Source organism: Streptomyces sp. NPDC045956 (genome assembly GCF_056430705.1).
Genome location: NZ_JBWKKZ010000001.1, coordinates 548,358 through 567,691 on the forward strand (window position 1 = coordinate 548,358; position 19,334 = coordinate 567,691).

The window sequence follows — 19,334 nt, forward strand, 5'->3', positions numbered from 1 at the left end:
AGCCCGGCCGGGCGGCAGTCAGACGCCGAACCCGTCGCCGGCCCCCCGGGTGGCTGGAATCTTGCATTCCGTCGGATCGCCGGACGGCTCCGCCGCGGCGGCCGCCCGCGCGCGTCGCCGGGCCAGTGGCACGGCCAGCGCGGTCAGCAGCACGAACGCTCCGATGGTGAGCAGCACGATGGTCGCGCCGGGCGGCACGTCCTGGTAGTACGAGGTGACCGTGCCGCCGATGGTCACGCTGACGCCGATGGCCACGGCGACGGCGAAGGTGGCGGCGAAGCTGCGGGTGAGCTGCTGGGCGGCGGCCACCGGGACCACCATCAGCGCCGACACGAGCAGCAGCCCGACCACGCGCATCGCCACCGTCACGGTCACGGCGGCGGTGACGGCGGTGAGCAGGTTCAGCGCCCGCACCGGCAGGCCGGTGACCCGGGCGAACTCCTCGTCCTGGCTGACCGCGAAGAGCTGGCGGCGCAGGCCGACGGTGACGAGGACCACGAAGGCGGCCAGCAGGCAGATCGCCGTGACGTCCGACTCGGAGACCGTGGAGAGGGAGCCGAAGAGGTACGAGGTGAGGTTGGCGTTGGAACCCGTCGGCGCGAGGTTGATGAACATCACGCCGCCCGCCATGCCGCCGTAGAAGAGCATGGCGAGGGCGATGTCGCCGCGGGTCCTGCCGTACCAGCGGATCAGCTCCATGAGGACCGCGCCGAGCACGGACACCAGGGTGGCCATCCACACCGGGGACCAGGTGAGCAGGAAGCCGAGGCCGACGCCGGTCATGGCCACGTGGCCGATGCCGTCGCCCATGAGGGCCTGGCGGCGCTGGACCAGGTAGATGCCGACGGCGGGGGCGGTGATGCCGACCAGGACGGCCGCCAGCAGCGCCCGCTGCATGAAGGCGTAGTTCAGGATTTCCATCAGCTCAGCAGTCCCGTGCGGATCGGTTCGGCGCCCGCCGGTGCGTGCGGGTGGACGTGGTCGTGGCCGGGCAGCGCGTGCTGGCCGACCGCCTTCGGCGGCGGGCCGTCGTGCAGCACGCAGCCGTCGCGGAGCACCACCGCGCGGTCGATCAGCGGCTCCAGGGGGCCCAGTTCGTGCAGGACCAGCAGGACGGTGGTGCCGGCGGCGACCTGCTCGCGCAGGGTGTCGGCCAGGACCTGCTGGCTGGCCAGGTCGACGCCGGCCATCGGCTCGTCCATGATCAGCAGCTCGGGTTCGGCGGCGAGCGCGCGGGCGATCAGGACCCGCTGGTGCTGGCCGCCGGAGAGGGCGTCCACGGAGTCCTTGGCGCGGTCCGCCATGCCGACCAGGTCGAGCGCCCGGCGTACGGCCTCGTGGTCGGCCTTGCGCAGGATGCCGAAGCGGGCCCGGGAGAGGCGGCCCGAGGAGACGACCTCGGTCACCGTCGCGGGGACGCCGCCCGCGGCCGTGGTGCGCTGCGGGACGTAGCCCACGCGCGCCCAGGCGCGGAAGCGGCGCCGCGGGGTGCCGAACAGCTCGACCTCCCCGGCCGTGACCGGCACCTGGCCGATGACGGTGCGCACGGCCGTGGACTTGCCCGAGCCGTTGGCGCCGAGCAGGGCGACGACCTCGCCGCGGCGCACGGTGAGGTCGATGCCGCGCAGGACGGGGCGCGAGCCGAGTTCGGCGCGGACGCCGCGCAGCGAGATGACGGGCTCGGTCATGCCACCCTCCGGTTGATCGCTCTGGACCGTCTGGTCGGTCACTTGGTGCCCAGGGCCGCCTGGAGGGCCTTGAGGTTGGCTTCCATGACCTGGAAGTAGTCGTCGCCGCGGGACTTGTCGGTGATGCCCTCGACCGGGTCGAGGACGTCCGTCTTCAGCCCGGCGTCCCGGGCGACCGTCTTCGCGGTCTCGTCGCTGACCAGCGTCTCGTAGAAGATCGTGGAGACGCCGTCGGCCTTGGCCGTCTTCGCCAGTTCCCTGACCCGGGCGGCGCTGGGCTCGGCCTCGGGGCTGAGGCCGCTGATGGCCTCCTCGGTGAGGCCGTAGCGCTCGGCGAGGTAGCCGAAGGCGGCGTGCGTGGTGATGAAGGTCTTGGTCTTCGTGTCCTTCAGCCCGGTCTCGAACGTCGTGTTCAGGTCGCCGAGCTTCGCGACCAGGGCCGCGGTGTTCTTCTTGTAGTCCGCGGCGTGGTCCGGGTCGGCCTTCTCGAAGGCCTTGCCGACCCCCTCGGCGACCTCGGCGTACTTGACCGGGTCGAGCCAGATGTGGGGGTCCTTGCCGCCCTCGCCGTGGTCGTGGCCGTGTTCCTCCTCGGCGTGCTCCTCCTCGGCGTGCTCGCCCTCGGCGTGCTCGTGCCCGTGCTCGTCCGCGTGGCCGCCGACCTCGGCGCCGTGCTCCTCCAGGGAGGTCAGCGTCGCCGCGTCGATCTTCGTCCTGGCGCCGGACTGGGCGATGGCCTCGTCGGCGGAGGGCTGGAGGCCCTTGAGGAAGAGCGCGGCGTCCGTCTCCTCGAGCTGGGCGCGCTGCTTGGCGCTGATCTCCAGGTCGTGCGGCTCCTGGCCGGGCTGGGTCAGACTGGTCACGCTGACGTGGTCGCCGCCGATCTGCTCGGCGAGGAAGGCCATGGGGTAGAACGACGCGACGACGTCGAACTTGTCGGTGTTGCCGGGCTTGCCCGCCGCCGAGCCGTCGCTGGAGCAGGCGGAGAGGGTCCCGAGACCGAGCGCGGCGGCCGCGGTGACTGCTATGCCGGATATGCGGCGTCGTCGTACGTTCATGACACTCATTTTCAACAAATATGGAAACCGTTGTCAACAAAGCGTCTCCGGCCCCCCGATTTGGCCGGGGGGCGGCCCCCGCCGGTAACCTGAATCATTCTCTCGAAGCATCTCGCTTCGCCCGCCCGTCTCCCGACCAACACCCCCCACCGAGGCGCTTCGCGCCGCACCAGTCAGTCACCGTCGTCGTAATGAAGAGAGCACCGTGGCCGCCGACAAGATCGACACCATCGTCAGCCTGAGCAAGCGCCGTGGCTTCGTTTTCCCGTGCAGTGAGATCTACGGCGGTCAGCGTGCCGCCTGGGACTACGGACCGCTGGGTGTCGAGCTCAAGGAGAACCTCAAGCGCCAGTGGTGGCGCTACATGGTCACCTCGCGCGAGGACGTCGTCGGTCTCGACTCCTCCGTCATCCTGGCCCCGGAGGTCTGGGTGGCCTCCGGACACGTCGCCACCTTCACGGACCCGCTGACCGAGTGCACCTCCTGCCACAAGCGGTACCGCGCGGACCACCTGGAAGAGGCCTACGAGGAGAAGAAGGGCAAGGCCCCGGAGAACGGCCTTGCCGACCTCAACTGCCCCAACTGCGGCAACAAGGGCACCTTCACCGAGCCCAAGCAGTTCTCCGGTCTGCTCTCCACCCACCTCGGCCCGACCCAGGACAGCGGCTCCGTCGCCTACCTGCGGCCCGAGACCGCCCAGGGCATCTTCACCAACTTCGCCCAGGTGCAGACCACTTCGCGCCGCAAGCCGCCGTTCGGTATCGCCCAGATGGGCAAGTCCTTCCGCAACGAGATCACGCCCGGCAACTTCATCTTCCGCACCCGCGAGTTCGAGCAGATGGAGATGGAGTTCTTCGTCAAGCCGGGCGAGGACGAGAAGTGGCAGGAGTACTGGATGGAGCAGCGCTGGAACTGGTACACCGGCCTGGGCCTGCGTGAGGAGAACATGCGCTGGTACGAGCACCCGGCCGAGAAGCTCTCCCACTACTCCAAGCGCACCGCCGACATCGAGTACCGCTTCTCCTTCGGCGGCAGCGAGTGGGGCGAGCTGGAGGGTGTCGCCAACCGGACGGACTACGACCTCTCCTCGCACGCGAAGGCCTCCGGCCAGGACCTCTCCTACTACGACCAGGAGGCCCAGGAGCGCTGGACGCCGTACGTCATCGAGCCGGCGGCCGGTGTCGGCCGGGCGATGCTGGCCTTCCTCCTCGACGCGTACGTGGAGGACGAGGCGCCGAACGCCAAGGGCAAGCTGGAGAAGCGCACCGTGCTGCGTCTCGACCCGCGCCTGGCGCCGGTGAAGGTCGCGGTGCTGCCGCTGTCCCGCAACCCGGAGCTGTCGCCCAAGGCCAAGGGCCTCGCCCAGGCGCTGCGGCAGAACTGGAACATCGACTTCGACGACGCCGGTGCGATCGGTCGGCGCTACCGCCGCCAGGACGAGATCGGCACGCCGTTCTGCGTCACCGTCGACTTCGACACCCTCGACGACAACGCGGTGACCGTCCGGGAGCGGGACACCATGAAGCAGGAGCGGGTGTCGCTGGACCAGATCGAGGGGTACCTGGCCTCGCGCCTGGTCGGCTGCTGACCTTCGTACCGGGGACCTCGCCCCCGCCTTCGCCCACCCTCCCCCGGCTCGTTCGGGCGGAGGGTGGGCGCCGTTGTGCGGGGGGCCGGGGCTGGGGCCGCGGGGGGCGGGGGCGAGTGGTCCCCTCCCGGTGGTGACCGGCGGTCGGTGGTCCCCGATGCCGGTGGGCCATTGGACCTGGAGGGCCGGGGCGCCGCGTCGCAGGGTGGTGCCCATGAGCCTCGCCTTCCTGCTGACCACCTTCGTCGTCGTCGCGACCCCCGGCACCGGGGTCGTCTACACCCTCGCCGCCGCCCTCTCGCGCGGCCGCCGCGCGAGCGTCGTCGCCGCTCTCGGCTGCGCGCTCGGCATCGTGCCGCACCTGCTGGCCACCGTGACCGGCGTCGCGGCGGTGCTGCACGCCAGCGCCACCGCCTTCCAGGTCCTCAAGTACGCCGGTGTGGCCTACCTGCTGTACATGGCGTGGGCCACGCTCCGGGACAGGGAGACGCTCACGGTGGCCGCCGAACGGGGGAAGCCCGTCCCGGCGGGACGGGTGATCCTGCGGGGCGTGCTGATCAACATCCTCAACCCGAAACTGACGTTGTTCTTCTTCGCCTTCCTGCCGCAGTTCGTGGACCCGGGCCAGGCCGGTGCCCTGCCGCGGATGCTGCTGCTGGGCGGCGTGTTCATGGCGGTGACCTTCGTCGTCTTCGCCGCCTACGGAGTCCTGGCCGCGTCCGTGCGCAGCCATGTCGTCTCCCGGCCGCGGGTGATGGCGTGGCTGCGGCGGAGCTTCGCGGGGTCCTTCGTGGCGCTGGGGGCGAAGCTGGCCTTCACGGCGCGCTAGAGCGCGGGTGCGTTCGGGTGTCGCCCGGGGGCGGCGCCCGAGGTGCGGGAACCCCGAGTTGTGCGGATGGTGATATTCCAGGATTTCCACCGCATGCACAGGGCGAGGACGAAACAGTCATGGCTGAGCAGAAGTCGGCGCAGACGCTCCCGAGGCCGTTGCACGCGGCCGCGTCGGCGCTGCGGAAGGTTCCGGGTGCCGGGACGGTCGGCAGGGTCGCCGAGGGCGCGCTGGACAAGGTCGGGGCCGTGTCGCCGCGTGGACGCCGCGCCCTCGTGTACACGGGGGCCGGGGTGCTGGGCGTCGTCGGGCTGGTGGAGTGGCCGGTGGCGGCGACCGGGGCGGCGGTGGCGTGGCTGACGCGTCCGCGACCGCAGGAGTCGCCCGAGGCGGAGGCCGCGCGGGTGCTGCGGGACGGTGCGGGGGCCTCGGGCGGTGGAACGGAGGGCCGCGGCGCGGGCACGTCCGGTACGGCGGCCGCGGGGCGGTCACGTACGGCCGGGTCGGGGACGGGCGGAGCCGGTACCGCCGCCGGGGGAACGGCGCGCCGGGGTGCCGCGGCGAAGACGTCGGGGACACAGGCCGCGGGCCGCAAGAGCCAGGCCGCGAAGGGCGGTGCGGCGAAGGCGGGTGAGACGCAGGCGGGTGGGGCGAAGACGGGGGCGGCCGGGTCGGGTGCGGCCGAGTCGGGTGCGGCCGAGTCGGGTGCCGCCCGGCAGACGGCCACCAAGATCAGCGCCGCGAAGAGGGCCGCGAAGACCGGCACGGCGGGGAGCGGCTCGGCGAAGAAGACGGCCACCAGGTCCGGCTCCCCGGGCGCGAGGTCCGGTTCCGCGGGCGCGAGGTCAGGTTCCGCGGGCGCGAGCACCGCCAAGAGGGCCGCCACGAAGAGCACCACCCCCAAGAGCACGGCGAAGAAGAGCACGGCGAAGAAGAGCGCGGCCAAGAAGAGCACCGCCACGACGAGCGCGGCGAAGAAGAGCACCGCCACGACGAGCACGGCGAATAAGAGCACGGCGAAGAAGAGTGCCGCCAAGAGCAGCGCAGCGCGGAGCGGCGCCGCGAAGAAGGCGTCCGCCAGCCGGCCGGCCGCCTCCGGGCGCGGCCGGAGCGCGAAGACGGCCGCCGCCAAGAAGACCGCCGCCAAGAAGACCGCCGCCAAGAAGACGGCCGCGTCCTCGCGGAAGACGGGCTGAGACACGGCGATGGTCGGTGGACTTCTGACGCGCTCCCAGGGCGCCGTGACCGGGGTCGTGCTGGCCGGACCCCGGCTGCTCGCGCGGGGCACCGCACCCGCGGTGGGCGCCGCGGCCGGCGCCGTCGCGGGCACCGCCCGGGCCTCCGTGCGCGGCGCCGACTTCGCCGCGCGGGCGGCACGGGTCGCGCGCGCCGCGCTGCCGGGCGGCGGCTCCACCCGGGACTGGCGTGCCGGGCCCCGGGCGCACCTGGCGCTGCGGCCGGCCGCGGCGGAGGAGGTGCGCCGGGCGGGCGGCACGCAGCGCGTGGCGCGTCGGGTGGCGGCGGCCCTGGCCGAGCACCCGGACGTGGCGCTCGCCTACTGGGACACCGGCCTCGCCCGGCTGGTGGTGACCGCGACCGAGGAGGCGCTCACCGACCGCGTGGTCGACCGGGCCACCGAACTCGCCGAACAGCACGGACTGACCCGGGCGGAGCAACAGGGGCCGGACGATCCGGTGGAGGAGCTGACCCACCCCGGCGACCCCGCCTCGGTGCGCGTCGCCGCCACCGCCCTCGGCGCCGACCTCCTGGGCATCGCCGCCGCCCTGACCGGGGCGCGCCTGCGGTTGCCGCCCTCGCCCCGCCTGGTGACGGCCGTGGGGACGCTGCTGCGCGAGAACCCGGCCTTCCGCGCCTGGCTCCGTGAACGGCTCGGCGCCCACGGCATGGACGTGGCGCTGGCCGCCGCCAACGCGGCCGTGCACGGCGCCGGACAGAGCCCCGCCTCGCTGGTACTGGACGGCGCCCTGCGCGCCTGCCAGCTGGCGGAGGCGGTGACCCGGACGGCGACCTTCGAGGCGGTGCACGACGGCCTGTGCGCGCCGGGCCGGGGGAGTCTGCCCGCCGACCCCGCCGTGCGCCCCCCGCTGCGGACGTCCCCCGCCCAGGAGTACGCGGCCCACGCCTCCACCGGCAGCGTGGTCGGCGCGCTGGCGACCCTGCTGGTCAAGCACGACGTGGCCGAGGCCGCCGAGGCGGTGCTGGCCGGTTCGCCCAAGGCCGCGCGCTACGGACCCGCCGCCTTCCACGCCGTACTGAGCACCGCGCTGTCCCGCGACGGCGTGCTCGTGCGCGACCCGGAACGGCTGCGGCAGCTGGAGATGGCCGCCACGGTCGTCCTGCACCCCAGCGCGCTGCGGGCGCCGGGGGCGAGCGCGGACCCGTGGACCGAGGACGTGCTGGACGCCGCCCGGCGCGCGGGCCTGCGCGTCGTGATGGTCGAGGACCCGGCGCTGGCCGACTTCACCGGCCTCGCGGACCAGGTCGTCGGCGCCGGCCGCCCGCTCCGGGACGTCGTGGGCGAACTGCGCGCCGAGGGCGGCGTCGTCACCGTCGTACGGCCCCGGTCCGACGACGACGAGGCGGTGGCCGGGCTGCTCGCCGGTGACGTGGCCGTCGCGCTGGCCGACGCGGACGCGCCGGTGGCCTGGGGCGCGGACGTGATCGCCCCGCAGGGCCTCGCCGACGTCTGGCGGCTGCTGCGGGCGGTGCCGGCGGCCCGGGCGATCGGGCGCCGGTCGCAGACGCTGGCCCGGTCCGGGGCCGCGCTGTCCGGACTGCTGGTGGCGGTCGGCGAGGCGCGCAGGGGCAAGCAGGGACTCACCGGCTCGCTGCTGCCCGGACTGCGGCACGCTCCGGTCGACGTGAGCGCGGCGGTGGCCCTGCTGTCCGGCACCCGCTCCGCGCTCGGTGTGGCCACGGCCCGCGCCCCGCACCCCCGTGCGCGGGTCGCGTGGCACACGCTGGACCCCGCGGCCGTACGGGAACGCCTGGACCGGGAGAAGGAGCCGCCGGCGTCCCTGGCCGAACAGCTGACGGCCCGGATGCACACGGCGGCCGACCGGGCCGGCCGTGTCCCGGTCCTCGCGCCGGTGAAGTGGACGTGGCAACTGGGCCAGGCCGTAAGGGGCGAGCTGGACGACCCGCTCACCCCGGTGCTCGCGGTCGGCTCGGCGGCCGAGGCGATCCTCGGCTCCGTGATGGACGCCCTGCTGGTCGTCGGCGCGCTGGACCTGAACGCGCTGGTCGGCGGCTTCCAGCGGCTGCGCGCCGAGCGGGCGCTGTCCGGACTGCTCGCGCAGCAGAAGCAGAAGGCCCGCGTCGCCGAGGAGGAGACCCACGACCCGGCGGCCGAGCCCCGGGTGGTGGACGCCGCGAAACTCCGTCCGGGACACATCATCGAGCTGAAGGCCGACGACGTCGTGCCCGCCGACGCCCGGCTGCTGTGGGAGGACGGCCTGGAGATCGACGAGTCGTCCCTCACCGGTGAGTCCCTGCCCGTCGACAAGCGCGTCGACCCGGTGACGAACGCCCCCGTGGCCGAGCGGCACTGCATGGTCTTCGAGGGCACGACGGTGGTGGCCGGCCGCGCCCAGGCCGTCGTCGTGGACACGGGGGAGCACACCGAGGCGTCCCGGGCGGTCTCGCTGGCCGCCCGCACGCCGTCGGCGGCCGGGGTGCAGGCCCGGCTCCAGGAGCTGACCCGCAAGGCGCTGCCGCTGACCCTGGCGGGCGGCGCCGCGGTGACCGGCCTCTCGCTGCTGCGCGGCACGCCGATCCGGCAGGCCGTCGCCGGTGGCGTGTCGGTGGCGGTGGCCGCGGTGCCCGAGGGGCTGCCGCTGGTGGCGACGGTGGCGCAGCTGGCGGCGGCCCGCCGGCTCAGCCGCCACGGCGTCCTCGTGCGGACCCCGCGCACGCTGGAGGCGCTGGGCCGGATGGACACCGTCTGCTTCGACAAGACGGGCACGCTCACCGAGAACAAGCTGCGGCTGACCCGGGTCGCGGGCGCCGACGGCACGGTCCGCAAGGCGGGCGACCCGGACGCCGCCGACGCCGTACGGGTCGCCGCGCGCGCCTGCCCCCGCCTGAACGGCGACGGCGCCCGCCCCACGCACGCCACCGACGAGGCCGTCCTCGACGCCGCCGGCGACGACCCGCGCTGGACGCAGGAGGAGGGCCTGCCCTTCGAGACCTCCCGCGGCTACGCCGCCGCCGTCGGACGGGACGGCAGGGGAGCGCCGGTGCTCGTGGTCAAGGGCGCCCCGGAGACCGTGCTGCCCGCCTGCGCCGGCCTGCCCTCCCACGTCACGGAGGTGGCGCACGGGATGGCCCGCGACGGACTGCGCATCATCGCGGTGGCCGGCCGGCCGCTGCGCAGGGGCGAGAAGGCCGCCGACGTCCTCGAACAGGAACCGGAGGGGCTGGAGTTCACGGGGATGCTCGGGCTGTCCGACGTCCCGCGCGAGACGTCCCCGGCGCTGGTGCACGGGCTGCGCGAGGCGGGCGTACGGCCCGTGGTGCTGACCGGCGACCATCCGCAGACCGCCCACGCCATCGCCGTGGAACTGGGCTGGCCCGAGGACGCCGTCGTGGTCACCGGCGACGAGCTGGCCGCCGCGGACCGCACGGCACGTTCCCGGATGCTGCGGGACGCGGACGTCGTGGCCAGGGTGGCGCCGGAGCAGAAGCTCCAGGTCGTCGAATCGCTGCGGGACGCCGGACGGGTCGTCGGCATGGTCGGCGACGGTGCCAACGACGCCGCCGCGATCCGCGCGGCCGACATCGGCGTCGGGATCAGCGCCCGCGGCTCGGCCGCCGCCCGCAACGCCGCCGACCTGGTCGTCACCGGTGACGACCTGCTGGTCCTGGTGGAGGCGGTGCGGGAGGGCCGGGCCCTGTGGCACAGCGTCGCCGACGCCATCGCCATCCTCATCGGCGGCAACGCGGGCGAGGTCGGCTTCGGCATCCTCGGTACCGTCCTCGGCGGTGCCGCTCCGCTGTCCACCCGGCAGATGCTGCTGGTCAACCTGTTCACGGACCTGTTCCCCGCGATGGCCGTGGCGGTCACGGAGACGGGGGACACCGAGCAGGAGGAGGACGACGCGGGCGCGCCGCTCGGTGCGGCGGTGCTGGGCGAGCCGCTGATCCGGCAGATCCGGCACCGGGCCCTCACCACGGCGCTCGGCGCGACCGCCGCCTGGCTCCTCGGCCGGTTCACGCCGGGCACGGGGCGTCGCTCCACGACGATGGCCCTGTGCGCCGTGGTCGGCACCCAGCTCGCCCAGACCCTGGCCGACCGGCGTGGCAGCCGTCTGGTCCAGGTCACGTCGCTGGGCTCCGCCGCCGCGCTGGTCGCCCTGGTGCAGACGCCGGGCGCCAGTCAGCTCTTCGGCTGCACGCCGCTCGGGCCCGTCGCCTGGGCGGGCGTGGCCGCGGCGATCGCGCTGGCGCTGGCGGGGCAGCGGGTGCTGCCGCGGGTGGAGGGGGTGATCGGGCGGTACTGGCCCGCGGTGTCGGAGCGGGTGCCGGGGGTGGTGCGGGGCTTGGTGTGAGCGGGGTGGTGGGGGTTGTGCGGGGTTGTGCGGTGCGGGGTTGCGCAGTTCCCCGCGCCCCTTTGTTCGGTGGTTGGGGTCGTGTGTGGGGTGCGGGTGGGTGGGGGGTTTGCGCAGTTCCCCGCGCCCCTGGGGGGTGGGTGGTGTGGGGGTGTTGTCGGGTGCGGGTGGGTGAGGGCTGGGTGCGCGGTTCCTCGCGCCCCTGGGGGGGGTGGGTGGTTGGGGTCGTGTGTGGGGTGCGGGTGGGTGAGGGCTGGGTGCGCGGTTTCTCGCGCCCCTGGGGGGGTGGGGGTCGGGGTCGTGTGTGGGGTGCGGGTGGGTGGGGGCTGGGTGCGTAGTTCCCCGTGCTCCTAGGGGGTGGTCGCGTGGGGGGTTTTCTTGGGGGGTGGGGTTTTCAGGCGTTCTGCGGTGCGTTCCGCCGTGTGGCGGGCCCAGCGGCCGTTCGCCACGGCGCCGAGGATGAGGACCGACAGGCCGCAGGCGGCCAGGATCCACCAGGCGGGGCGGGCCGCGGCGACGAAGGTGTCGCCGTACGACGACGCGCCCACGCCCGCCGCCAGCACCGCGCCGATCACCGCCACGCCCAGCGTCTGGCCCAGCTGGCGGCTGGTGGAGGCGACGGCGGCGGCGACCCCGGCCTGGGCGCGCGGCATGCCGGAGACCGCGGTGTTGGTGATGGGCGCGTTGACGAAGCCGAAGCCCACGCCGAACAGCGCGTAGCCGATGAAGAGGGTGACGTTCGAGGTCTCGGCCTCGAAGGCGGCGAACAGCACCCCGCTCACGGTCAGCGCACCGCCCGCGATCAGCAGGGGCAGCCGTGGCCCCCGGCTGCCGACCAGGCGTCCGGACAGCGGGGCGCACAGGAAGGTCGGCACGGCCATCGGCAGCATCCACAGCCCGGCGTGCAGGGCGCTCAGCCCGCGCACGTTCTGCAGGTACAGCGTGGACAGGAACAGGAACCCGCCCAGCGCGGCGAAGGCGGTGACCGCCGTCACGGTGGCCCCGCTGAAGGGCACCGACCGGAAGAAGCGCAGGTCGATCAGGGGCTCGGCGCGGCGGGGTTCGTAGCAGAGCAGGCCGAGCAGCGCGGCCGTCGCCAGCGCGGCGAAGGGCAGGACCCGCGCGAACCCGGCGTTCGGCGCCTCGATGATCGCGTACGTCAGCGAGCCGAACAGCACGATCACCATGAGCTGGCCCAGCGGGTCCGGTCGGCGGGCCTTCGGCGCGCGGGACTCGGGGACGAAGCGCAGGGTGAGCAGCAGGGCCGCCAGGCCCACCGGCAGGTTGACCCAGAAGATCGAGCGCCAGCCGACCGACTCCACGAGCACCCCGCCCACCAGCGGACCGGCGGCCATGGAGATGCCGACGACCGCGCCCCAGACGCCGATGGCGCGGGCGCGCTCGCGCGGGTCGGTGAAGGTGTTGGTGATGATCGACATGGCGACCGGGTTGAGCATCGAACCGCCCACCGCCTGCACCATCCGGAAGACGACCAGCCAGGACAGGTCCGGGGCCAGCGAGCAGAGCACCGAGCCGACGGTGAAGACGACCAGACCCGTCATGAAGACCCTCTTGCGGCCGATCCGGTCGGCCGTGGAACCGGCGAGCATCAGCAGCGCCGCCAGCACCAACGTGTACGCGTCGATCGCCCACTGGAGGCCCGACGTGCTCGCGTCGAGATCGCGCTGCATGGAGGGGAGGGCCACGTTGAGGATCGTGTTGTCGATGCTCACGATCAGCAGGCTCATGCAGCAGATGGCGAGCACGAGCAGGCGGCGGCGGTGGGACAGCTCGGGCATGGCCTCCATCGTACGCGCATTTCAATAGTGCGGCTAACTAATGACCGATACACGGTCTCTGTCCACAGGCGCGACGAGCACCGCCTCGCATACGTGACAATGGAGGAATGTCCACGCCCACCGCGCCCGCCCCCAGCACCGTCGCCCGGCCGTTGCAGGTCGGCCCGCACACCGTCGCGCCGCCCGTGGTGCTGGCGCCGATGGCGGGGATCACCAACGCGCCCTTCCGCACGCTGTGCCGGGAGTTCAGCGGCGGCAAGGGCCTGTTCGTCAGCGAGATGATCACGACGCGGGCGCTGGTCGAGCGCAACGAGAAGACCATGCAGCTGATCCACTTCGACGCGACCGAGACGCCTCGCTCGATCCAGCTCTACGGCGTCGACCCGGTGACCGTCGGCAAGGCCGTCCGCATGATCGCGGAGGAGGGCCTCGCCGACCACATCGACCTGAACTTCGGCTGCCCGGTCCCCAAGGTGACCCGCAAGGGCGGCGGCTCCGCCCTGCCCTACAAGCGGAACCTGCTGCGGGCCATCGTCCGCGAGGCCGTGACCGGCGCCGGCGACCTGCCCGTCACCATGAAGATGCGCAAGGGCATCGACGACGACCACCTCACCTTCCTCGACGCCGGCCGCATCGCCGTCGAGGAGGGCGTGACCGCCATCGCCCTGCACGGCCGCACCACGGCCCAGCACTACGGCGGCACCGCCGACTGGGACGCCATCGCCCGCCTGAAGGAGCACGTCCCGGAGATCCCCGTGCTGGGCAACGGCGACATCTGGACCGCCGAGGACGCGCTGCGGATGGTCCGGGAGACCGGCTGCGACGGGGTCGTGGTCGGGCGCGGGTGCCTCGGGCGGCCGTGGCTCTTCGCCGACCTGGTCGCCGCCTTCGAGGGCCGCACCGACACCTACGTGCGGCCCACCCTGCGCGAGGTCGCCGACGTGATGGTCCGGCACGCCACGCTGCTCGGCGAGTGGATCGGCGACGAGGCGCGGGGCGTCATCGACTTCCGCAAGCACGTCGCCTGGTACCTCAAGGGGTTCGCCGTCGGCTCCGAGATGCGCAAGCGGCTCGCGATCACCTCCTCGCTGGAGGCGCTCCGCGCCGGCCTGGACGAACTCGACCTCGACCAGCCCTGGCCCACCGGCGCCGACGGCCCGCGCGGCCGCACCTCCGGCAACAACCGGGTGGTCCTGCCGGACGGCTGGCTGAAGGACCCGTACGACTGCGCGGGCGTCGGCGAGGACGCGGAGCTGGACACCTCCGGCGGCTGACCGGGCCGGTGGGTGTGGCTCCGGTCAGCCCCCGGTGGGGTGCGGGGTGGAGCCGTACGCCGTCAGGAAGCGGTCGCGGAAGGAACTCATCCGCCACACCGGGGCGTCCGCGGCGGGCTTCAGCCCTTCCGTCCAGTTCCAGTCGTCGATCGCGTCGAGCACCTTCGGGTCCCTGGCGACGACCGACACCGGGACGTCCCGGCTCGCCCCGTTCCCACTGACGCGGGCGAGCGGCTGGTGGTCGCCGAGGAAGACGAGGACCGTGTCGTCGGTGCCGTAGCGCTCCAGCCACTGGGTGAGGCTGGTGACCGAGTACTCCACCGACCTGCCGTACCCCTCCTTGGAGCGGGTGGAGTCGGCGATGACGTCCGCGGCCTTCTCGCCCGAGGCCTCGATGCCCTCGAAGACCGAACCGTCGCCGACCTCGTCCCAGCCGACCATCCGGGGGACCGGCGCCCACGGCTGGTGGCTGGAGGTCAGGATGATCTCCGCCATCAGCGGCCGGTCGCGCTTCCTGCCGTGTTCCAGGCGCTGGAAGGCCTCCAGCGCGTACTGGTCGGGCATGGTCGACCAGCTGAACTTCGGGCCCCGGTAGCCGACGTCGAAGGCGTCGTAGACCTTGTCGAGGCCGTACCACTCGGCCTCCGGCCAGGCCTTCTGGACGCCCGGCATGACGCCGACCGTGTCCCAGTCGCCGGTCTTCGCGAACGCCTTGGTGAGGGTGAGGTGGTCGCCCGCGGTCACGGTGCGGTAGCGCTGCTGGTTGTCCACCCACAGGCCCGACAGGAAGGTGGAGTGGCCGAGCCAGCTGCTGCCGCCGTACGTCGCCGAGGTCAGCCAGCCGCTGCGGGCCCGGAAACCGGCGTCGGCCAGCGCCCGCGTGCCGCTGTCCAGCGTCCGTCCGACACCGGGTGCCGTCACCGGGTCCTCGATGGCGCTGCGGCCGTAGCTCTCGATGAAGGTGAAGAGGACGTCCTTCCCGCGCAGGTCCGGCACCAGCTGCTCGGCGGGCGTGCCGCCGAACCGGTCCGCCTGCGCCTCCTTCGCGAACGCCGCCTCGTCCCGCAGTGTGTCGACCACCCGGTGGGCCTGCGCCTCCAGGGCCCCGGACGCACTCCTGGTGGCGACCGGCACGCCGAAGGTCTGCACGCCCAGCGCCGCGCACGTCATCCACACGGTGGCCGCCAGCAGCGCGCCCCGGGCCGCCCGCTCCCGGTGCGCGGCGAGCAGCTCGCCGAGCCGGACCACCGCCAGCGCCATCAGTACCGGCAGCAGCGTGGCGCCCCCCACCGCGCCCACGGCGGCCCAGGTCGCCGCCGCCCCGCCCATCGAGTCCGCCACGTACGACCGGGCATCGTCCAGCAGGCCCCAGTCCAGGACGAGGTTGAAGCCCCGGCCCAGGTACTCGGTGAAACCCATGTCGAGCAGGTTCAGCACGGTCAGCGCGCCCAGGCCGGTGCCGAAGAGCGCCGCCAGCACCAGCCGCGGCACGCGCGGCAGGCAGAGCAGCAGCACCGCCCCGATGACCGCCTCCGCCGGTATCCGCGCGAACCGGTTCGGCTCCAGGGCGACGACGCTGTTCGGCAGCAGCAGCGCGCCGAGCACGAGGACGGCGGCCAGGACGGTCGTGCCCCGGCGGACGGCCCGTGCGACACGCGGGTGCCGGGAGCGCCGGACGCGCCGGACGCGCTCACGGGTGAGGCGGGCGCGGGGGGTGTGCGGGGTGCGCGGGGCGGGGGCGGGTGGCTCCGGCCGGTCGCCGGGGGGAGCGGAGACCGGTGCCGGGGCGTCGTCGTCCGGAGCCGAGACCTCGTCCGGCACCGGGGGGCGCTCCGGTGCCGGCCTCTCCGGTACGCCGATGGGCTCTCCCGGGTCCTCGGGCTCGACGAGGTCGGGCTCGTCCGGCTCGTCCGGCTCAGGGCCGCCTGACGCGTCGGGTTCCGCAGGCCGGTCGGGCTCCCCAGATCCGGAGGGCTTCCCAGATTCGTCGGGCTCCCCAGGCCGGTCGGGTTCCCCAGATCCGGCGGGCTCCCCAGACCGGTCGGATTCCCCAGGTCCGGCGGGCTCCCCAGATCCGTCGGGTCCCCCAGGCCGGTCGGGTCCCCCGGTCCCGTCAGCCTCCCTCGCCCCGGTGGGCCCGCCCGGGTTCTCCGGCCGGGTGTCCGGGGCGGGCGGTTCGTCGGCCGGGGGCGGGGACTGGCCGAAGCGTGTGGAGACAGGCACCCGGAGGTCCTTCCGTGCGAACGCGGTGGTCGGCGGACCCGGCGAGGGGGCCGGGTCCGCCGACCACTCGTACGTCCGCCGCGAGCGGTCCGTTCACCGGTCCGCATGGTGAAATCCGACGGCCTGTGGCAGCGTGATTCTCGCCACCTCTGATAGAGGTAGCGCTCAGATGAGCGGATCTTGAGCGATTCCACTTCTGGAAGGTGTGGCACTGAGTGCCACACCTTGATCGTTCATCGATCGAACTCAAACGTGGACAAGCTCGCTCAGGTGAGCGTCGCGCAGCGCTTTTGAGGGGCCGTTCGTTCAAGAAGTGAAAACACTGGTGGCAGGTCGCTTGCCAAGCCTTGACTTTCGATCCGCTGGCGGACGGGTGGTTACAGGCGTATGACGCGCAAGTGGACGTACCCAGGTGCCTTTGATCTGGGTAGATTCCTCGCCGTCAGGGCAGCCACCGCGTCCTCGAGGAGTCGAGACCCGTGTCGGAAAACAAAGATCTCCAGGTAACGAACGCACCGAAGTTCGTTTACGACTTCACCGAGGGCAACAAGGACCTCAAGGACCTCCTCGGCGGCAAGGGCGCGAACCTCGCCGAGATGACCAACCTGGGTCTTCCGGTCCCCCCGGGCTTCACCATCACCACCGAGGCCTGCAAGACCTACCTCGACAGCGGCGAGGAGCCGGCGGCACTGCGTGACGAGGTGAGTGCGCACCTCGACGCCCTCGAGGCGAAGATGGGCAAGAAGCTCGGCCAGGCCGACGACCCGCTGCTCGTGTCGGTGCGCTCCGGAGCCAAGTTCTCCATGCCCGGCATGATGGACACGGTCCTCAACATCGGCCTCTCCGACAAGTCGGTGCAGGGCCTCGCCCAACAGGCCGGTGACGACCGCTTCGCGTGGGACTCCTACCGTCGCCTGATCCAGATGTTCGGCAAGACCGTCCTCGGCGTCGACGGCGACCTCTTCGAGGAGGCGCTGGAGGCGGCGAAGGCGGCCAAGAAGGTCACGGTGGACACCGAGCTGGAGGCGGCCGACCTCAAGAAGCTCGTCACCAAGTTCAAGAAGATCGTCAAGACCGAGGCCGGCCGGGACTTCCCGCAGGACCCGCGCGAGCAGATGGACCTCGCCATCAAGGCCGTCTTCGACTCCTGGAACGGCGAGCGCGCCAAGCTCTACCGCCGCCAGGAGCGCATCCCGCACGACCTCGGCACCGCCGTCAACGTCTGCTCCATGGTCTTCGGCAACCTGGGCCCCGACTCCGGCACCGGCGTCGCCTTCACCCGCGACCCCGCCTCCGGCCACCAGGGCGTCTACGGCGACTACCTCCAGAACGCCCAGGGCGAGGACGTCGTCGCGGGTATCCGCAACACCGTCGCGCTGGCGGAGCTGGAGCGGATCGACAAGAAGTCGTACGACCAGCTGATGCAGATCATGGAGACGCTGGAGAACCACTACCTGGACCTCTGCGACATCGAGTTCACCATCGAGCGCGGCCAGCTGTGGATGCTCCAGACCCGCGTCGGCAAGCGCACCGCGGGCGCCGCCTTCCGCATCGCCACCCAGCTCGTCGACCAGGGCCTGATCGACGAGGCCGAGGCGCTCCAGCGCGTCAACGGCGCCCAGCTGGCCCAGCTGATGTTCCCGCGCTTCGACGACGACGCGAAGGTCGAGAAGGTCGGCCGGGGCATCGCCGCCTCGCCCGGCGCGGCGGTCGGCAAGGCGGTCTTCGACTCGTACACCGCCGTGAAGTGGTCCCGGTCGGGCGAGAAGGTCATCCTGGTGCGCCGCGAGACCAACCCCGACGACCTGGACGGCATGATCGCCGCCGAGGGCATCCTGACCTCGCGCGGCGGCAAGACCTCCCACGCGGCCGTCGTGGCGCGCGGCATGGGCAAGACCTGTGTCTGCGGCGCCGAGGAGCTGGAGGTCGACACCAAGCGCCGCCGGATGACCGTGCCCGGCGGGCACGTCGTCGAGGAGGGCGACGTCATCTCCATCGACGGCTCGTCCGGCAAGGTCTACCTCGGTGAGGTCCCCGTCGTGCCGTCGCCGGTCGTCGAGTACTTCGAGGGCCGCATGCACGCGGGCGCCGAGGACGCCGACGAGCTGGTCGAGGCCGTGCACCGGATCATGGCCTTCGCCGACCGCAAGCGCCGGCTGCGGGTGCGGGCCAACGCCGACAACGCCGAGGACGCGCTGCGCGCCCGCCGCTTCGGCGCCCAGGGCATCGGCCTGTGCCGCACCGAGCACATGTTCCTCGGCGACCGGCGCGAGCTGGTGGAGCGGCTGATCCTGGCCGACACCGAGACCGAGCGCGAGGAGTCCCTGAAGGAGCTGCTCCCGCTCCAGAAGCAGGACTTCGTCGAGCTGTTCGAGGCGATGGACGGCCTGCCGGTCACCATCCGGCTGCTCGACCCGCCGCTGCACGAGTTCCTGCCCGACATCACCGAGCTGTCGGTGCGCGTCGCGCTCGCCGAGTCCCGGCAGGAGCCGCACGAGAACGAGCTGCGCCTGCTCCAGGCCGTGCACCGCCTGCACGAGCAGAACCCGATGCTGGGCCTGCGCGGCGTGCGCCTCGGCCTGGTCATCCCCGGCCTGTTCACCATGCAGGTACGGGCCATCGCCGAGGCCGCGGCCGAGCGCAAGGCGGCCAAGGGCGACCCGCGGGCCGAGATCATGATCCCGCTGGTCGGCACCGTGCAGGAGCTGGAGATCGTCCGCGACGAGGCCGACCAGGTCGTCGCCGAGGTCGAGGCGGCCACCGGCGCGCGGCTCAGGCTGGCCATCGGCACGATGATCGAGCTGCCGCGCGCCGCGCTGACCGCCGGGCAGATCGCCGAGGCCGCGGAGTTCTTCTCCTTCGGCACCAACGACCTGACCCAGACCGTGTGGGGCTTCAGCCGCGACGACGTCGAGGCCAGCTTCTTCACGGCCTACCTGGAGAAGGGCATCTTCGGCGTCTCCCCGTTCGAGACCATCGACAAGGACGGCGTCGGCTCCCTGGTCGCCGCCGCCGCGCAGGCCGGCCGCGCCACCCGCCCCGACCTGAAGCTGGGCGTCTGCGGTGAGCACGGCGGCGACCCGGAGTCGGTGCACTTCTTCCACGAGGTGGGCCTGGACTACGTCTCATGCTCCCCGTTCCGGATTCCGGTGGCCCGGCTGGAGGCCGGCCGCGCGGCGTCCCGGTCGAAGGGCAGCGACCACCGCTGATCGCTCCGCCGGGAGGCCGGTGCGTCGCCGCGGGACCGCTGTGGCCGGTCGCGCAGTTCCCCGCGCCCCCATCGGGGCACGGACTCACCGCATCGG

Annotated in this window: 11 protein-coding genes; 6 read left to right on the forward strand and 5 right to left on the reverse strand. The window is 73.1% G+C overall.

Going from position 1 to position 19,334, the window contains the following annotated elements; all coding sequences use genetic code 11:
- Positions 1-18: 18 nt before the first annotated feature.
- The 3 genes from AC07FV_RS02380 to AC07FV_RS02390 are packed head-to-tail and all read right to left on the reverse strand — an operon-like array spanning position 19 to position 2,746.
- On the reverse strand, positions 19-921 hold the full coding sequence (locus AC07FV_RS02380) for a metal ABC transporter permease (protein WP_383642303.1): 903 nt from the start codon (positions 919-921) through the stop codon (positions 19-21).
- Positions 921-1,688, reverse strand: a complete 768-nt coding sequence (locus AC07FV_RS02385) for a metal ABC transporter ATP-binding protein (RefSeq protein WP_356603216.1) — start codon at positions 1,686-1,688, stop codon at positions 921-923. Before AC07FV_RS02385 ends, AC07FV_RS02380 begins: the two co-directional genes overlap by 1 nt.
- Before the next feature lie 38 nt (positions 1,689-1,726).
- Positions 1,727-2,746 carry a metal ABC transporter substrate-binding protein gene (locus tag AC07FV_RS02390; RefSeq protein WP_479084049.1) on the reverse strand — a complete coding sequence of 340 codons (1,020 nt, stop codon included), beginning with the start codon at positions 2,744-2,746 and terminating at the stop codon, positions 1,727-1,729.
- A gap of 205 nt (positions 2,747-2,951) precedes the next feature.
- On the opposite strand from AC07FV_RS02390, the gene AC07FV_RS02395 reads away from it, so the two are divergent.
- The 4 genes from AC07FV_RS02395 to AC07FV_RS02410 all read left to right on the forward strand — a co-directional run bounded on the left by AC07FV_RS02395 (position 2,952) and on the right by AC07FV_RS02410 (position 10,733).
- Positions 2,952-4,334, forward strand: coding sequence for a glycine--tRNA ligase (locus AC07FV_RS02395; protein ID WP_479084050.1), 1,383 nt, complete (start codon positions 2,952-2,954; stop codon positions 4,332-4,334).
- Positions 4,335-4,548: 214 nt separating this feature from the next.
- Positions 4,549-5,163, forward strand: coding sequence for a LysE family translocator (locus tag AC07FV_RS02400; RefSeq protein WP_479084051.1), 615 nt, complete (start codon positions 4,549-4,551; stop codon positions 5,161-5,163).
- Between the two features lie 119 nt (positions 5,164-5,282).
- Complete coding sequence (locus AC07FV_RS02405) at positions 5,283-6,359, forward strand: hypothetical protein (protein ID WP_479084053.1); 1,077 nt, start codon at positions 5,283-5,285, stop codon at positions 6,357-6,359.
- A gap of 9 nt (positions 6,360-6,368) precedes the next feature.
- The gene (locus AC07FV_RS02410; protein ID WP_479084054.1) at positions 6,369-10,733 is read left to right on the forward strand and encodes an HAD-IC family P-type ATPase; all 4,365 of its coding nucleotides are present in this window, start codon (positions 6,369-6,371) and stop codon (positions 10,731-10,733) included.
- A gap of 350 nt (positions 10,734-11,083) precedes the next feature.
- Here AC07FV_RS02410 and AC07FV_RS02415 read toward each other — a convergent pair whose 3' ends face one another.
- On the reverse strand, positions 11,084-12,532 hold the full coding sequence (locus AC07FV_RS02415) for an MFS transporter (protein WP_479084056.1): 1,449 nt from the start codon (positions 12,530-12,532) through the stop codon (positions 11,084-11,086).
- A 107-nt stretch (positions 12,533-12,639) separates the two neighbouring features.
- On the opposite strand from AC07FV_RS02415, the gene dusB reads away from it, so the two are divergent.
- Positions 12,640-13,806, forward strand: coding sequence for a tRNA dihydrouridine synthase DusB (gene dusB, locus AC07FV_RS02420; RefSeq protein ID WP_479084058.1), 1,167 nt, complete (start codon positions 12,640-12,642; stop codon positions 13,804-13,806).
- 24 nt (positions 13,807-13,830) lie between these two features.
- Here the strand turns inward: dusB and AC07FV_RS02425 are convergent, their stop codons facing one another.
- On the reverse strand, positions 13,831-15,627 hold the full coding sequence (locus AC07FV_RS02425) for an alkaline phosphatase family protein (protein ID WP_479084059.1): 1,797 nt from the start codon (positions 15,625-15,627) through the stop codon (positions 13,831-13,833).
- An 881-nt stretch (positions 15,628-16,508) separates the two neighbouring features.
- Between AC07FV_RS02425 and ppdK the strand changes: the two genes are divergently transcribed.
- Positions 16,509-19,238 (forward strand): pyruvate, phosphate dikinase, encoded by a 2,730-nt coding sequence (gene ppdK / locus AC07FV_RS02430; RefSeq protein WP_383642277.1) that lies wholly within the window; start codon positions 16,509-16,511, stop codon positions 19,236-19,238.
- Positions 19,239-19,334 lie beyond the last annotated feature (96 nt).

Coding starts and splice junctions, on each gene's coding strand:
- AC07FV_RS02380 (WP_383642303.1), bottom strand. CDS start 921: ATGGAAATCCTGAACTACGCCTTCATGCAGCGGGCGCTGCTGGCGGCC.
- AC07FV_RS02385 (WP_356603216.1), bottom strand. CDS start 1,688: ATGACCGAGCCCGTCATCTCGCTGCGCGGCGTCCGCGCCGAACTCGGC.
- AC07FV_RS02390 (WP_479084049.1), bottom strand. CDS start 2,746: ATGAACGTACGACGACGCCGCATATCCGGCATAGCAGTCACCGCGGCC.
- AC07FV_RS02400 (WP_479084051.1), top strand. CDS start 4,549: ATGAGCCTCGCCTTCCTGCTGACCACCTTCGTCGTCGTCGCGACCCCC.
- AC07FV_RS02405 (WP_479084053.1), top strand. CDS start 5,283: ATGGCTGAGCAGAAGTCGGCGCAGACGCTCCCGAGGCCGTTGCACGCG.
- AC07FV_RS02410 (WP_479084054.1), top strand. CDS start 6,369: ATGGTCGGTGGACTTCTGACGCGCTCCCAGGGCGCCGTGACCGGGGTC.
- AC07FV_RS02415 (WP_479084056.1), bottom strand. CDS start 12,532: ATGCCCGAGCTGTCCCACCGCCGCCGCCTGCTCGTGCTCGCCATCTGC.
- dusB (WP_479084058.1), top strand. CDS start 12,640: ATGTCCACGCCCACCGCGCCCGCCCCCAGCACCGTCGCCCGGCCGTTG.